This window comes from Mesorhizobium sp. M0145, assembly GCF_040322355.1.
GTDB lineage: Bacteria > Pseudomonadota > Alphaproteobacteria > Rhizobiales > Rhizobiaceae > Mesorhizobium.
Genome location: NZ_JAMYTK010000017.1, coordinates 20,808 through 36,771, shown reverse-complemented (window position 1 = coordinate 36,771; position 15,964 = coordinate 20,808). Strand labels below are relative to the sequence as shown.

General features: G+C 62.5%; 10 protein-coding genes. 8 read left to right on the top strand and 2 right to left on the bottom strand.

The genetic code is table 11. From position 1 onward, the window contains the following. Nucleotides 1–231 precede the first annotated feature (231 nt). The 3 genes from rpoB to NKJ28_RS22440 all read left to right on the top strand — a co-directional run bounded on the left by rpoB (nucleotide 232) and on the right by NKJ28_RS22440 (nucleotide 9,446). Nucleotides 232–4,368 (top strand): DNA-directed RNA polymerase subunit beta, encoded by a 4,137-nt coding sequence (gene rpoB / locus NKJ28_RS22450; protein WP_023680443.1) that lies wholly within the window; start codon nucleotides 232–234, stop codon nucleotides 4,366–4,368. 131 nt (nucleotides 4,369–4,499) lie between these two features. After that, nucleotides 4,500–8,696, top strand: a complete 4,197-nt coding sequence (gene rpoC / locus NKJ28_RS22445; protein ID WP_352636968.1) for a DNA-directed RNA polymerase subunit beta' — start codon at nucleotides 4,500–4,502, stop codon at nucleotides 8,694–8,696. A gap of 84 nt (nucleotides 8,697–8,780) precedes the next feature. Next, nucleotides 8,781–9,446, top strand: coding sequence for an O-methyltransferase (locus tag NKJ28_RS22440; RefSeq protein ID WP_352474774.1), 666 nt, complete (start codon nucleotides 8,781–8,783; stop codon nucleotides 9,444–9,446). Nucleotides 9,447–9,495: 49 nt separating this feature from the next. Here NKJ28_RS22440 and NKJ28_RS22435 read toward each other — a convergent pair whose 3' ends face one another. Then, a complete protein-coding gene (locus NKJ28_RS22435; protein ID WP_352636967.1) occupies nucleotides 9,496–10,425 on the bottom strand; it encodes a Gfo/Idh/MocA family protein in 930 nt (309 codons plus the stop codon). A gap of 123 nt (nucleotides 10,426–10,548) precedes the next feature. After that, a complete protein-coding gene (locus NKJ28_RS22430; protein WP_352636966.1) occupies nucleotides 10,549–10,830 on the bottom strand; it encodes a transcriptional regulator in 282 nt (93 codons plus the stop codon). Nucleotides 10,831–11,292: 462 nt separating this feature from the next. On the opposite strand from NKJ28_RS22430, the gene rpsL reads away from it, so the two are divergent. The 5 genes from rpsL to rpsJ all read left to right on the top strand — a co-directional run bounded on the left by rpsL (nucleotide 11,293) and on the right by rpsJ (nucleotide 15,956). Beyond that, a complete protein-coding gene (rpsL, locus tag NKJ28_RS22425) occupies nucleotides 11,293–11,664 on the top strand; it encodes a 30S ribosomal protein S12 (RefSeq protein WP_006333356.1) in 372 nt (123 codons plus the stop codon). Nucleotides 11,665–11,749: 85 nt separating this feature from the next. Then, nucleotides 11,750–12,220, top strand: coding sequence for a 30S ribosomal protein S7 (gene rpsG / locus NKJ28_RS22420; RefSeq protein ID WP_008875664.1), 471 nt, complete (start codon nucleotides 11,750–11,752; stop codon nucleotides 12,218–12,220). A 30-nt stretch (nucleotides 12,221–12,250) separates the two neighbouring features. Next, nucleotides 12,251–14,341, top strand: coding sequence for an elongation factor G (gene fusA / locus NKJ28_RS22415; RefSeq protein WP_023680448.1), 2,091 nt, complete (start codon nucleotides 12,251–12,253; stop codon nucleotides 14,339–14,341). 67 nt (nucleotides 14,342–14,408) lie between these two features. Further along, a complete protein-coding gene (tuf, locus tag NKJ28_RS22410; protein ID WP_254817137.1) occupies nucleotides 14,409–15,584 on the top strand; it encodes an elongation factor Tu in 1,176 nt (391 codons plus the stop codon). A 63-nt stretch (nucleotides 15,585–15,647) separates the two neighbouring features. Then, a complete protein-coding gene (rpsJ, locus tag NKJ28_RS22405) occupies nucleotides 15,648–15,956 on the top strand; it encodes a 30S ribosomal protein S10 (RefSeq protein WP_006205468.1) in 309 nt (102 codons plus the stop codon). Nucleotides 15,957–15,964 lie beyond the last annotated feature (8 nt).

Here is a 15,964-nt window from a genome sequence, read left to right as displayed (position 1 = left end):
AAGGGAGGCTGCGTAACGCGAAGAGTGCGAAAACCTCTTTCCTGAGGGCCGCAAACCGGCCTTCAGGAAACGGGTTTTCTCCCGTTTCTGGCCCGCCGCCAATTGGCGGCGGGTGAAAAGACAAGAAGCCGCCGACAGGCGGCGGGCAACAAGACAGGGCCGCCAAGGTGGCCCGAGATGCAAGGCGAGCCGCGGCGAGGCTCGTCCCGAGAATTGAGCTAAGGAGCGACGATGGCCCAGACCCAGACTTTCAATGGCCGCAGACGCGTACGCAAGTTTTTCGGAAAGATCCCGGAAGTTGCGGAGATGCCGAACCTGATCGAGGTTCAGAAGGCATCCTATGACCAGTTCCTGATGGTGGAGGAGCCCAAGGGTGGGCGTCCTGACGAGGGACTGCAAGCAGTTTTCAAGTCGGTCTTCCCGATTTCCGATTTTTCCGGCTCCTCGATGCTGGAATTCGTGAAGTATGAGTTCGAGGGACCGAAATTCGACGTTGACGAATGCCGGCAGCGCGACCTGACCTATGCGGCGCCGCTCAAGGTGACGCTGCGCCTCATCGTGTTCGATATCGACGAGGATACCGGCGCCAAGTCGATCAAGGACATCAAGGAGCAGGACGTCTACATGGGCGACATGCCGCTCATGACCTTGAACGGCACCTTCATCGTCAACGGCACCGAGCGCGTCATCGTCTCGCAGATGCACCGTTCGCCAGGCGTCTTCTTCGACCATGACAAGGGCAAGTCGCACTCGTCCGGCAAGCTTCTGTTTGCCGCGCGCGTCATTCCCTATCGCGGTTCGTGGCTCGACATCGAGTTCGATAGCAAGGACGTCGTGCATGCCCGCATCGATCGCCGCCGCAAGATTCCGGTGACGTCGCTGCTGATGGCGCTCGGCATGGACGGCGAAGAGATCCTGTCGACCTTCTACAACAAGATCACCTACAAGCGCGCCGGCGACCATTGGCGCATCCCGTTCAACGTCGAGCGTTTCCGCGGCCTCAAGGCCGTTGGTGACCTGGTCGACGCCGACACCGGCGAAGTCGTCGTCGAGGCCGGCAAGAAGATCACCGCCCGCCAGGCCAGGGCACTTGGCGAAAAGGGTCTCAAGGCGATCAAGGCGACCGACGAGGATCTGCTCGGCAACTACCTTGCCGAGGATATTGTCAACTACGCGACCGGCGAGATCTTCCTCGAAGCCGGTGACGAGATCGACGAAAAGACGCTGAAAGTGCTGCTTGGCACCGGTGACGATGAGATCAAGGTCCTCGACATCGACCACGTCAACGTCGGCGCCTACATCCGCAACACGCTCAACGTCGACAAGAACGAGAGCCGCCAGGACGCACTGTTCGACATCTACCGCGTCATGCGCCCCGGCGAGCCGCCGACGCTCGAGACCGCCGAAGCCATGTTCAACTCGCTGTTCTTCGACAGCGAGCGCTATGATCTTTCGGCCGTCGGCCGCGTCAAGATGAACATGCGCCTCGAGCTCAAGGCCGAGGACACCGTGCGCGTGCTGCGCAAGGACGACATCCTGGCCGTGGTCAAGACGCTGGTCGAACTGCGCGACGGCAAGGGCGAGATCGACGACATCGACAATCTCGGCAATCGCCGCGTGCGCTCGGTCGGCGAGCTGATGGAGAACCAGTACCGCGTCGGCCTGCTGCGCATGGAGCGCGCGATCAAGGAACGCATGTCCTCGATCGAGATCGACACGGTGATGCCGCAGGACCTGATCAACGCCAAGCCGGCGGCTGCCGCCGTGCGCGAGTTCTTCGGTTCCTCGCAGCTGTCGCAGTTTATGGATCAGACCAACCCGCTTTCGGAGATCACCCACAAGCGCCGTCTTTCGGCGCTTGGACCGGGCGGTCTGACCCGCGAGCGTGCCGGTTTCGAAGTGCGCGACGTGCACCCGACGCATTACGGCCGCATCTGCCCGATCGAGACGCCGGAAGGCCCGAACATCGGCCTGATCAACTCGCTTGCGACCTTCGCGCGCGTCAACAAATACGGCTTCATCGAGAGCCCGTACCGCAAGATCGTCAACGGCAAGCTGACCAATGAGGTCGTTTACCTCTCGGCTATGGAAGAGGCCAAGCACCACGTCGCGCAGGCCAATGCCGAGCTCGACAAGAATGGTCATTTCGTCGACGAATTCGTCATTTGCCGCAACGCCGGCGAAGTGATGATGGCGCCGCGCGAAAACGTTGATCTGATGGATGTGTCGCCGAAGCAGATGGTGTCGGTGGCCGCGGCCCTGATCCCGTTCCTCGAGAACGATGACGCCAACCGTGCGCTGATGGGCTCGAACATGCAGCGTCAGGCCGTGCCGCTGGTGCGCGCCGAAGCGCCGTTCGTCGGCACCGGCATGGAGCCGATCGTCGCCCGTGACTCGGGCGCCGCCATCGGCGCCCGCCGCGGCGGCATCGTCGACCAGGTGGACGCGACGCGTATCGTCATCCGCGCCACGGAAGATCTCGATCCCGGCAAGTCCGGCGTCGACATCTACCGGCTGATGAAGTTCCAGCGTTCGAACCAGAACACCTGCATCAACCAGCGTCCGCTGGTGCGCATGGGCGACCGGGTCAACAAGGGCGACATCATCGCCGACGGCCCGTCGACCGAGCTCGGCGATCTGGCCCTCGGCCGTAACGTGCTGGTCGCGTTCATGCCGTGGAACGGCTACAACTACGAGGATTCCATCCTCCTGTCCGAGCGCATCGTCGCCGACGACGTCTTCACCTCGATCCACATCGAGGAGTTCGAAGTCATGGCCCGCGACACCAAGCTGGGGCCGGAGGAGATCACGCGCGACATTCCCAACGTCTCGGAAGAAGCGCTGAAGAACCTCGATGAGGCCGGCATCGTCTACATCGGTGCGGAAGTGCAGCCGGGCGACATCCTGGTCGGCAAGATCACGCCGAAGGGCGAAAGCCCGATGACGCCGGAAGAAAAGCTGCTGCGCGCCATCTTCGGTGAAAAGGCCTCGGACGTGCGCGACACCTCGATGCGCATGCCTCCGGGAACCTTCGGCACCGTCGTCGAAGTGCGTGTCTTCAACCGCCACGGCGTCGAGAAGGACGAGCGCGCCATGGCGATCGAGCGCGAGGAGATCGAACGCCTCGCCAAGGACCGCGACGACGAGCAGGCGATCCTCGACCGCAACGTCTATTCGCGTCTTTCCGACGTTCTCGTCGGCAAGGAAGCGATTGCCGGGCCGAAGGGCTTCAAGAAGGGCTCGAAGCTGTCGAAGGACACGCTCGACGAGTATCCGCGTTCGCAGTGGTGGCAGTTTGCCGTGGAGAACGAAAAGCTCCAGAGCGAACTGGAAGCCCTGCGTGGCCAGTACGACGATTCCAAGAAGGCGCTCGAGCAGCGCTTCATGGACAAGGTCGAGAAGGTGCAGCGCGGCGACGAAATGCCTCCGGGCGTCATGAAGATGGTCAAGGTCTTCGTGGCCGTGAAGCGCAAGATGCAGCCCGGCGACAAGATGGCCGGCCGGCACGGCAACAAGGGTGTCGTGTCGCGGATCGTTCCGGTCGAGGATATGCCTTTCCTCGAGGACGGCACGCATGCCGACATCGTGCTCAACCCGCTGGGTGTGCCGAGCCGCATGAATGTCGGCCAGATCCTGGAAACGCATCTGGGCTGGGCTTGCGCCGGAATGGGCAGGAAGATCGGCGATCTGATCGACGCGTACAAGACGGCGGGCGACATCAAGCCGCTGCGCAAGACGCTCGAGAGCTTCATGCCTTCCAACGACCGCAACGAGCCGGTCCGCGAATATGACGACGAGAGCATCGTTCGCCTCAGCGAGCAGATGCGCCGCGGCGTCTCCATCGCGACACCGGTGTTCGACGGCGCGCACGAGGCCGACATCAACATCATGCTGGAGCAGGCGGGCCTGCACACCAGCGGTCAGTCGCAGCTCTATGACGGGCGCACCGGCGAGCCGTTCGATCGCAAAGTGACGATGGGCTATATATATATGCTCAAGCTTCACCACCTTGTGGACGACAAGATCCACGCGCGTTCGATCGGGCCGTACTCGCTCGTTACCCAGCAGCCGCTGGGCGGCAAGGCGCAGTTCGGTGGCCAGCGCTTCGGCGAGATGGAGGTCTGGGCGCTCGAAGCATACGGCGCCGCCTACACGCTGCAGGAGATGCTGACGGTGAAGTCGGATGACGTCGCCGGCCGCACCAAGGTCTACGAGGCGATCGTCAGAGGCGACGACACATTCGAGGCCGGCATTCCCGAGAGCTTCAACGTTCTCGTCAAGGAAATGCGGTCTCTCGGCCTCAATGTCGAGCTGGAGAACACCAAGCTCGACGACAACCCGATCCGGCTGCCCGACGCGGCCGAGTAAGCAAGACGTCCGGCCGCGGTCTTCCCGCGACCGGACGCACCAAATTCTCGGCCGATGGCCGATCAAGTCGGCGGGCGTTTGGCCCGCGCTAGATGCAAGGGGTTTTCGAGGACCCCGAAAAGGAGAACGGCATGAACCAAGAGGTCATGAATCTCTTCAATCCCCAGGCGCCTGCGCAGGTGTTCGATTCCATCCGGATCTCGCTTGCCAGCCCTGAGAAGATTCTGTCCTGGTCGTTCGGCGAGATCAAGAAGCCGGAGACCATCAACTACCGCACCTTCAAGCCGGAGCGTGACGGCCTGTTCTGCGCGCGCATTTTTGGCCCGATCAAGGACTATGAGTGCCTGTGCGGCAAGTACAAGCGCATGAAATACAAGGGCGTCATCTGCGAGAAGTGCGGCGTCGAAGTGACGCTGTCGCGCGTCCGCCGCGAGCGCATGGGCCATATCGAGCTGGCGGCACCGGTCGCCCACATCTGGTTCCTGAAGTCGCTGCCGTCGCGCATCGGCACGCTGCTCGACATGACGCTGAAGGACATCGAGCGGGTCCTCTACTTCGAGAACTACATCGTTACCGAACCCGGCCTCACCGCGCTGAAGGAGCACCAGCTGCTCAGCGAGGAAGAGTACATGATGGCCGTCGACGAGTATGGCGAGGATTCGTTCACCGCCATGATCGGCGCCGAGGCGATCCACGACCTGCTGGCCGGCATGGACCTCGAGAAGATCGCCGGCGATCTGCGCTCGGAACTGGCTTCGACCACCTACGAGCTCAAGCAGAAGAAGTACCTGAAGCGGCTCAAGGTCGTCGAGAACTTCATGGAGTCCGGCAACCGTCCGGAATGGATGATCATGAAGGTGGTTCCGGTGATCCCGCCGGACCTGCGTCCGCTTGTCCCGCTGGACGGTGGCCGTTTCGCCACGTCGGATCTGAACGACCTCTATCGCCGCGTCATCAACCGCAACAACCGCTTGAAGCGGCTGATCGAGCTGCGCGCGCCCGGCATCATCGTGCGCAATGAAAAGCGCATGCTGCAGGAAGCCGTCGATGCGCTGTTCGACAATGGCCGCCGTGGCCGCGTCATCACCGGCGCCAACAAGCGTCCGCTGAAGTCGCTGTCCGACATGCTGAAGGGCAAGCAGGGCCGGTTCCGCCAGAACCTGCTCGGCAAGCGCGTCGACTATTCCGGCCGCTCGGTCATCGTCACCGGTCCGGAGCTCAAGCTGCACCAGTGCGGCCTGCCGAAGAAGATGGCGCTCGAGCTGTTCAAGCCCTTCATCTACGCCCGTCTCGACGCCAAGGGTTACTCCTCGACCGTCAAGCAGGCGAAGAAGCTGGTCGAGAAGGAGCGTCCGGAGGTCTGGGATATCCTCGACGAGGTCATCCGCGAGCATCCGGTGCTTTTGAACCGCGCACCGACGCTGCACCGCCTCGGTATCCAGGCGTTCGAGCCGATCCTGATCGAAGGCAAGGCGATCCAGCTTCACCCGCTGGTCTGCACGGCCTTCAACGCCGACTTCGACGGCGACCAGATGGCGGTCCACGTGCCGCTGTCGCTGGAAGCGCAGCTCGAAGCCCGCGTGCTGATGATGTCGACCAACAACATCCTGCACCCGGCTTCCGGTGCGCCGATCATCGTGCCGTCGCAGGACATGGTTCTCGGTCTCTACTATCTCTCGATCGTCAACCAGAACGAGCCGGGCGAGGGCATGGTGTTTGCCGACATGGGCGAACTCCAGCACGCGCTCGAGACCAAGGCGGTGACGCTGCATGCCAAGATCAAGGGGCGCTTCCGCACGGTCGACGCCGACGGCAAGGTCGTGTCGAAGATCTACGACACCACGCCTGGCCGCATGATCATCGGCGAGCTGCTGCCGAAGAATCACAACGTGCCCTACGAGACCGCCAACCAGGAGATGACCAAGAAGAACATCTCCAAGATGATCGACACCGTCTACCGCCATTGCGGTCAGAAGGAGACGGTCATTTTCTGCGATCGCATCATGGCTCTCGGCTTCAGCCACGCCTGCCGTGCCGGCATTTCGTTCGGCAAGGACGACATGCTGATCCCGGACGCCAAGATCAAGCTGGTCTCCGACACCGAGGCTTTGGCCAAGGAGTACGAGCAGCAGTACAATGACGGTCTGATCACCCAGGGCGAGAAGTACAACAAGGTCGTCGACGCCTGGGCCAAGTGCTCGGAAAAGGTCGCCGACGAAATGATGGCCCGCATCAAGGCGGTCGAGTTCGAGGACAACGGCCGTCAGAAGCCGATGAACTCGATTTACATGATGTCGCACTCCGGTGCGCGCGGCTCGCCCACCCAGATGCGCCAGCTCGCCGGCATGCGCGGCCTGATGGCCAAGCCTAGCGGTGAAATCATCGAGACGCCGATCATCTCGAACTTCAAGGAAGGCCTCACCGTGCTCGAGTACTTCAACTCGACCCACGGCGCCCGCAAGGGTCTGGCCGACACCGCCTTGAAGACGGCGAACTCGGGTTACCTGACGCGTCGTCTCGTCGACGTGGCGCAGGACTGCATCGTCAACTCGCTCGACTGCGGCACCGACAAGGGCCTCACCATGCAGCCGATCGTCGATGCCGGTCAGGTCGTCGCCTCGGTTGGTCAGCGCGTTCTCGGCCGCACCTCGCTCGACGACATCACCCACCCGGTCACCGGCGAGGTTCTGGTCAAGGCCGGAACGCTGATGGACGAGCGTGACGTGGAACTGATCGAAAAGGCCGGCGTGCAGTCGGTTCGCATCCGTTCGGCGCTGACCTGCGAGGTCAGGGTCGGCGTCTGCGCGGTCTGCTACGGACGCGATCTGGCCCGCGGCACTCCCGTCAACCAGGGCGAGGCTGTCGGCGTCATCGCGGCGCAGTCGATCGGCGAGCCGGGCACCCAGCTCACCATGCGTACCTTCCACATGGGCGGCACGGCGCAGGTGGTGGATTCCTCGTTCCTTGAAGCCTCGTATGAGGGCAAGGTCGAGATCCGCAACCGCAACGTGGTGCGCAACTCCGACGGCCAGCTGATGGTCATGGGCCGCAACATGGCGGTGCTGATCCTCGACGAGGCCGGCAAGGAACGCGCCACGCACCGCGTCACCTACGGTTCGCGTATCTTCGTCGACGATGGCGACAAGGTGAAGCGCGGCCAGCGCATTGCCGAGTGGGATCCCTATACCCGCCCGGTCCTCACCGAAATCGAGGGCAGGGTAGCGTTCGAGGATCTGGTCGATGGCATTTCCGTTCAGGAAACCGCCGACGAATCGACCGGCATCACCAAGCGCGAGGTCATCGACTGGCGTTCGACGCCACGCGGCAACGACCTCAAGCCGGCGATCGTCGTCCAGGATGCCAAGGGCAAGGTCGGCAAGCTGTCGAAGGGCGGCGACGCCCGCTTCCTGCTCTCGGTCGAGGCCATTCTTTCGGTCGAGCCGGGCGCACAGGTTCGCCCCGGCGACGTGCTGGCGCGTATCCCGATGGAAAGCGCCAAGACCAAGGACATCACCGGCGGTCTGCCGCGTGTGGCCGAACTGTTCGAGGCACGCCGTCCGAAGGATCACGCCATCATCGCCGAGATCGATGGCACGATCCGCTTCGGCCGCGACTACAAGAACAAGCGCCGCATCATCATCGAGCCGCATGACTCGACGCTTGAGCCGGTCGAATACCTGATCCCGAAGGGCAAGCCGTTCCATCTCCAGGACGGCGACGTCATCGAGAAGGGCGACTACATCCTCGACGGTAATCCGGCGCCGCACGACATCCTGGCGATCAAGGGCGTGGAGGCGCTTGCCTCCTACCTCGTCAACGAAATCCAGGAGGTCTACCGACTGCAGGGCGTGTCGATCAACGACAAGCACATCGAGGTGATCGTTCGCCAGATGCTGCAGAAGGTCGAGATCACCACGCAGGGCGATTCGACCTACATTCCGGGCGACCACGTCGACGTGATCGAGCTGGAAGAGGTCAATGAGCGCCTGGTCGAGGAAGGCAAGAAGCCGGCTGAAGGCCAACCGGTGCTGCTCGGCATCACCAAGGCCTCGCTGCAGACGCCGTCCTTCATCTCCGCCGCCTCCTTCCAGGAGACGACGAGGGTGCTGACCGAAGCTGCGGTTGCGGGCAAGACCGACATGCTGCAGGGGCTGAAGGAAAACGTCATCGTCGGCCGGCTGATCCCGGCCGGTACCGGCGGTACGATGAGCCAGATCCGGCGCATCGCCACCTCGCGCGACGAGTTGATCATCGACGAGCGCCGCAAGGCGTCCGGCGTCGAGGTCGCCGAGCCGATGCTGACCGACATGGTTAACGCGGCGCAGTAAGCGCGCAAGCAAGAGAAGATAGAAAAGGGGCCTAAGTGGCCCCTTTTCGCATTTTGGTTCCTCAATCGGATCGGAGAGGAAACGATGAGCAGGAAGATTTGGGCTTCTGTCGACGACTACATTGTCGAAGCTCTTTTCGAGGCGGATCCCGCTCTTGATGCCGTTCTGGCGGCCAACCATGATCAGGGCCTGCCGCCTATCGACGTTTCCCCAGCACAAGGCAAGCTGCTCTCACTTCTTGCGCGAATGCAGGGAGCGAGGAAGGTACTCGAAATCGGCACGTTGGGCGGTTATTCGACAATCTGGATGGCGCGAGCATTGCCGATGGATGGCAAGGTCGTGACGCTCGAGCTTGATCCGCACCACGCCAGTGTCGCGCGGTCGAACTTTGAACGGGCAGGGGTGTCTGACCGTGTGGAACTGCGGGTCGGACCGGCGCTTCAATCGCTTGCGGCCTTAGGCGCCGAGAATGCCGGGCCGTTCGACTTTATCTTCATCGACGCCGACAAGCCGAACAACCCGCACTATCTGTCCTGGGCCATGCGTCTTTCGAGGCCGGGGACCGTCATCGTCTGCGACAATGTCATCCGTGACGGCGCGGTGGTGAATGAAGATGGTCGCGACGCCAATGTCGAAGGGGCACGCGCGGCGTTCTCGTTCATCGGCAGCGACAAGCGTCTGGAAGGCACCGCGATCCAGACTGTTGGCGCCAAGGGCTATGACGGCTTTGCAATAGCGATCGTCAATTGATTTTGTGCGGTGCGCCGACCAGACCTGCGATCCGGCCGGCGCCCACTCGTCAATCGAAAAAAGCTTCCACCACATTGCGCTTGCCGAGCATGAAGGCGTCGGCGACGTGCTGCAGGGGCGCGAGATCGACGTCGGAGGTGCCGGCGCGCACGATCTCGGCGAAGCGCTTGTAGAGCATCGGATATTCGGCTTCCGGCTCCTCGTGAACGACGCGGCCATCGATGGCGAGCTTTGAGCCGCCGCCAGAAAGCACCATCGATCCGGCCTCGGTATCGGCCAGGATGTCCCAGCTTTGCGGGCCGGTCTGACGCCAATCGAGTTCCATCGTCACCGGCAGACCGTTCGAAGTGCGGAAGGCGATATGGGCGGCGATCGGGGCCGCGCGGTTTTCGGGGAAATCGAGCTCTGCCGAGCTGATGAACATCGGCGGCAGGATGTGGGTCGCGATCGACAGCGCGTTGATGCCGGGATCGAAGACGCCAAAGCCGCCGGGAGCCCAGATCCACTCCTGGTTCGGATGCCAGCGGCGCACGTCTTCCTTCCAGTTGATGGCGGCCGACCTGATCGTAGTCGAGCTGAGGAATGTGCGCGCTGCTTCGACAGCTGGCGCATAGCGCGAGTGCCAGCTGGCGAACAGGCAGACGCCGTTCGCTGCCGCCAGCGCCTTCAGGTCTTCGACCTCGCTGACCGTGGCGCCGGGCGGCTTTTCCAGGAAGACATGCTTTTTCGCCGTGAGCGCCAAGCGCGCGGCGTCGTAACGAAACTGCGGCGGCATGCACAGCGACACCGCCTCGAGCTCTGGCGTTGCGTCGAGCATCGCCTCGATCGTCGGGAAGTTCGGGATGTCCTCCACTTTGCCATGCCGGCTCGCTGCAGCAACCAGGCGATAATCCTGGTCCTTCGCCAGCGCCGGCAGATGCTGGTCACGGACGATCTTCCCCACGCCGACGATGCCGAGCTTGATGGGATTAGAGGACATGGGAGCTCCGCAGGTTGAGTGTGCTTGGTTTTGCCAGAGGTCGCTTCTTAGCAGAGAACTTGTGCCGGGCAAGTCGCCGGGCTTTGTCGCCGGCCCGCAAGATCGACCGCGATTCAGATCTCTTCAGATCGGCACATCGAACGTCACGATCGACACTTCGCCTTCGAGCGCGCCCTGATAGGCGGACAGATGCGGCTCCTCGTCGGGCACGCCGTCCATGTCGCCGATCTGGTCGAGCTCTGCCTCGGCATAACCTTCCGCGGCAAGCGATTCGAGAGCGCGGCGCACCGCCGAATCGTCGTCCGGCGCGACCAGCATCACATGCACGCCTTCCGCCTTGCCGCCTTTGCGCTTCCACACCCGGCCGGTAATAATGGTGACCGGGCGCTCCTCATTGTCATTCACGGGTTCGTACCTCCGGGCGAGGGGGTTTGGGCTGCTCATGCCGCCTTTTCGCACGAAGCACGGCCTGGAAACAGCCGCAAGCCGGTCACTTTCTGGCTTCCTCTTGAAAAACGGCGCAAGAAAATTACATGCGCTTTTCGCATGGCTGCCACGCCTCGGGTTCAGCGCAATATTTGCCGCTCCGGGGTTGACGGACAGTGGTCATACGAGTAGAAGCCGCCCAGTCAGAACCGATGTGAGGCTCTTGCTTCCGAAGCGACACGCTTTGGAGTTTGCCTCAAACAGGGTTCGTTTTACGAGCGAAAAGACATTTCCGGCGTGCATGAAGCGGCTTCCGCTTCCTCTGCCATTTGTTCGGGCAAGACCGCGAGGCGCGGTTTGTGGCCCGAATTTGCGTATGGAAGTGACGCTTTGAGCGGCCCTGACCGGGCGAGATACGGAATTGAGAGACAAGAGGGTTTAATGCCTACCGTCAACCAGCTGATCCGCAAGCCGCGCATTGCGCCGGTGAAGCGCAACAAGGTCCCGGCCATGCAGCAGAACCCGCAGAAGCGGGGCGTCTGCACGCGCGTCTACACCACGACGCCGAAGAAGCCGAACTCGGCGCTGCGCAAGGTGGCCAAGATCCGCCTGACCAATGGTTTTGAAGTGATCGGTTACATCCCCGGCGAAGGCCACAACCTTCAGGAGCACTCGGTGGTGATGATCCGCGGCGGCCGCGTCAAGGATCTTCCGGGCGTCCGTTACCACATCATCCGCGGCGTGCTCGACACGCAAGGCGTGAAGAACCGCAAGCAGCGCCGTTCGAAATACGGCGCCAAGCGTCCGAAGTGACCGAAGCGTAGCCAAGGTCGTTCCGGGCGGCGTCAAGCGACGATCCGGGATCCAGGCCACCGCGTAGAATTGAGGCAGAGAAAAAATGTCCCGTCGTCACAGTGCAGAAAAGCGTGAGATCAATCCGGACCCGAAGTTCGGCGATCTGATCGTCACCAAGTTCATGAACGCCGTCATGTATGACGGCAAGAAGTCGGTTGCCGAGACCATCGTCTACGGCGCGCTCGACCAGGTTCAGTCCAAGACCAAGCAGGAGCCGGTCACCGTCTTCCATCAGGCGCTCGACAATGTCGCGCCGCATGTGGAAGTGCGTTCGCGCCGCGTCGGCGGCGCCACCTACCAGGTTCCGGTCGACGTGCGCCCCGAGCGCCGTCAGGCATTGGCCATCCGCTGGCTGATCGCCGCCGCCCGCAACCGCAACGAGACCACTATGGTCGACCGCCTCTCCGGCGAGCTGATGGATGCGGCCAACAACCGCGGCACCGCCGTCAAGAAGCGTGAAGACACCCACAAGATGGCAGAAGCCAACCGCGCTTTCGCGCACTACCGCTGGTAAAGCGCGAACGAGACTGAAGAGGCACCTCCCATGGCCCGCGAATATAAAATCGAAGACTACCGCAATTTCGGTATCATGGCGCATATCGACGCCGGCAAGACGACGACCACCGAGCGCGTCCTCTATTACACGGGCAAGTCGCACAAGATCGGGGAAGTCCACGACGGCGCTGCGACCATGGATTGGATGGAGCAGGAGCAGGAGCGCGGCATTACCATCACGTCCGCCGCGACCACGACCTTCTGGAAGGGTCGCGACGGCAAGATGCACCGCTTCAACATCATCGACACCCCCGGCCACGTCGACTTCACCATTGAGGTCGAGCGTTCGCTGCGCGTGCTTGACGGCGCCATCGCGCTGCTCGACGCCAATGCCGGTGTCGAGCCGCAGACGGAAACCGTCTGGCGTCAGGCTGACAAGTACCGCGTGCCGCGCATGATCTTCTGCAACAAGATGGACAAGATCGGCGCCGACTTTTACCGCTCGGTCGAGATGATCGGTTCGCGCCTAGGTGCGCATGCCGTCGTCATGCAGCTGCCGATCGGCGCCGAGACCGAGTTCAAGGGTGTCGTCGACCTCGTCGAGATGAACGCGCTGGTCTGGCGCGACGAGACGCTGGGCGCTGCCTGGGACATCGTCGAGATCCCTGCCGACCTCAAGGCTCGTGCCGAAGAATACCGCGAGAAGATGATCGAGGCCGCCGTCGAAATGGACGAGACGGCGCTCGAGAATTACCTCGAAGGCAAGATGCCGAGCAACGACGAGATCCGTGCGCTCATCCGCAAGGGCACGATCGCGGTGAAGTTCTATCCGATGTTCTGCGGCTCGGCCTTCAAGAACAAGGGCGTGCAGCCGCTGCTCGACGCCGTCGTCGAATATCTGCCGTCGCCGGCCGATGTCCCGGCCATCAAGGGCGTCGACGCCAAGACCGACGCCGAGATCGAGCGTCATGCAGACGACAACGAGCCGCTGTCGATGCTTGCCTTCAAGATCATGAACGACCCGTTCGTCGGTTCGCTCACCTTTGCCCGCATCTATTCGGGCAAGCTCACCAAGGGCATCTCGGTCGACAACACCGTGAAGGGCAAGAAAGAGCGCATCGGCCGCATGTTGCAGATGCATGCGAATTCGCGCGCCGACGTGGAAGAGGCGTTTGCCGGCGACATCGTCGCCCTCGCTGGTCTCAAGGACACCACCACCGGCGACACGCTCAGTGATCCGCTGCATCCGGTCATCCTCGAGCGCATGGAATTCCCCGATCCGGTCATCCAGATCGCCATCGAGCCGAAGACCAAGAACGACCAGGAAAAGATGGGTCTCGCCCTTCACCGCCTGGCCGCCGAGGATCCGTCCTTCCGCGTCAAGACCGACGAGGAATCGGGCCAGACGATCATTTCCGGCATGGGCGAGCTTCACCTCGACATCATCGTCGACCGCATGCGCCGCGAGTTCAAGGTCGAGGCCAATGTCGGCGCGCCGCAGGTGGCCTACCGCGAGACGATCACCCGCAAGCACGAGCAGGACTACACGCACAAGAAGCAGACCGGCGGTACCGGCCAGTTCGCCCGCGTCAAGATACTGTTCGAGCCGAATCCGGAAAGCAGCGAATTCGAGTTCGAAACCAAGATCGTCGGCGGCGCTGTGCCGAAGGAATACATCCCCGGTGTCGAAAAGGGCATCAACAGCGTCATGACCTCGGGCCCGTTCGCCGGCTTCCCGATGATCGGCGTCAAGGCGACGCTGATCGATGGCGCCTACCACGACGTGGACTCGTCGGTTCTGGCCTTCGAAATCGCCGGCCGCGCCTGCTTCCGTGAAGCAGCGCCCAAGCTTGGCGTGCAGTTGCTCGAGCCGATCATGAAGGTCGAAGTGGTGACGCCGGAAGATTACGTCGGCAGCGTTATCGGCGACCTGAACGGCCGTCGCGGCCAGATCCAGGGCCAGGAAGCCCGTGGCGTGGCTGTGGTCATCAACGCGATGGTGCCGCTCGCCAACATGTTCAAATACGTGGACAACCTTCGCTCCATGAGCCAGGGCCGCGCGGCCTACACGATGCAGTTCGACCACTACGAGCCGGTCCCGACCGCGGTCGCCCAGGAAGTCCAGAAGAAATACGCGTAACTCGAAACGAGTTGCATCAGTAACTTAATTCAAGGCCCGCACGGGCTGGCAGGAATGGAGAGATCACATGGCAAAAGGTAAATTCGAGCGCACTAAGCCTCATGTGAACATTGGCACGATTGGTCACGTCGACCATGGCAAGACGTCGCTGACGGCGGCGATCACCAAGTATTTTGGCGAATACAAGCGCTACGACCAGATCGATGCGGCGCCCGAAGAGAAGGCGCGCGGCATCACCATTTCGACGGCCCACGTCGAATACGAGACCGCCAACCGCCACTATGCCCATGTCGACTGCCCCGGCCACGCCGACTACGTCAAGAACATGATCACCGGTGCTGCGCAGATGGACGGCGCGATCCTGGTGGTGTCGGCCGCCGACGGCCCGATGCCGCAGACGCGCGAGCACATCCTGCTCGCCCGCCAGGTCGGCGTGCCCTCGATCGTGGTGTTCTTGAACAAGGTCGACCAGGTCGACGACGCCGAGCTGCTCGAGCTGGTCGAGCTCGAGGTGCGTGAGCTTCTGACCAAGAACGAGTTCCCCGGCGACGACATTCCGATCGTCAAGGGTTCGGCGCTTGCCGCACTTGAAGATAGCGACAAGAAGATCGGCGAGGACGCCATCCGCGAACTGATGGCTGCGGTCGATGCCTACATCCCGACGCCGGTTCGTCCGCTCGACAAGCCGTTCCTGATGCCGATCGAGGACGTGTTCTCGATCTCGGGCCGTGGCACGGTTGTGACCGGCCGCGTCGAGCGCGGCGTCGTCAAGGTCGGCGAGGAGCTGGAGATCGTCGGCATCCGTCCGACCACCAAGACGACCTGCACGGGCGTCGAGATGTTCCGCAAGCTGCTCGACCAGGGCCAGGCCGGCGACAACATCGGCGCGCTGTTGCGCGGTGTCGACCGTGAAGGCGTCGAGCGCGGCCAGGTCCTGGCCAAGCCCGGCACCGTCAAGCCGCACAAGAAGTTCGTTGCCGAAGCCTACATCCTGACCAAGGACGAGGGCGGCCGCCACACGCCGTTCTTCACCAACTACCGTCCGCAGTTCTATTTCCGCACGACGGACGTGACCGGCATCGTGTCGCTGCCGGAAGGCACCGAGATGGTGATGCCGGGCGACAACATCACCGTCGATGTCGAGCTGATCGTGCCGATCGCCATGGAAGAGAAGCTGCGCTTCGCCATCCGTGAAGGCGGCCGCACCGTCGGTGCCGGCATCGTCGTCACCATCAAAGAGTAATTTGGACTTAAACCGATCTGTCGCGGGCGCTGCCCGCGCCGCGCCAGAACAAGGAAGTGACGCATGAACGGACAGAATATCCGCATCCGCCTGAAGGCGTTTGATCACCGGGTGCTCGACGCCTCGACACGGGAAATCGTGTCGACCGCCAAGCGCACCGGCGCCAACGTCCGCGGCCCCATTCCGCTGCCGACGCGGATCGAAAAGTTCACGGTCAACCGGTCGCCTCACGTCGACAAGAAGAGCCGCGAGCAGTTCGAGATGCGCACGCACAAGCGTCTGCTCGACATCGTCGACCCGACCCCGCAGACGGTCGATGCTTTGATGAAGCTCGACCTGGCCGCCGGTGTCGACGTCGAGATCAAGCTCTAAGGAACCAG

Bases quoted from the DNA above. Each gene is read 5' to 3' on its own strand.
- rpoB (WP_023680443.1), top strand. From the start codon at position 232: ATGGCCCAGACCCAGACTTTCAATGGCCGCAGACGCGTACGCAAGTTT.
- rpoC (WP_352636968.1), top strand. From the start codon at position 4,500: ATGAACCAAGAGGTCATGAATCTCTTCAATCCCCAGGCGCCTGCGCAG.
- NKJ28_RS22440 (WP_352474774.1), top strand. From the start codon at position 8,781: ATGAGCAGGAAGATTTGGGCTTCTGTCGACGACTACATTGTCGAAGCT.
- NKJ28_RS22435 (WP_352636967.1), bottom strand. From the start codon at position 10,425: ATGTCCTCTAATCCCATCAAGCTCGGCATCGTCGGCGTGGGGAAGATC.
- rpsL (WP_006333356.1), top strand. From the start codon at position 11,293: ATGCCTACCGTCAACCAGCTGATCCGCAAGCCGCGCATTGCGCCGGTG.
- rpsG (WP_008875664.1), top strand. From the start codon at position 11,750: ATGTCCCGTCGTCACAGTGCAGAAAAGCGTGAGATCAATCCGGACCCG.
- fusA (WP_023680448.1), top strand. From the start codon at position 12,251: ATGGCCCGCGAATATAAAATCGAAGACTACCGCAATTTCGGTATCATG.
- tuf (WP_254817137.1), top strand. From the start codon at position 14,409: ATGGCAAAAGGTAAATTCGAGCGCACTAAGCCTCATGTGAACATTGGC.
- rpsJ (WP_006205468.1), top strand. From the start codon at position 15,648: ATGAACGGACAGAATATCCGCATCCGCCTGAAGGCGTTTGATCACCGG.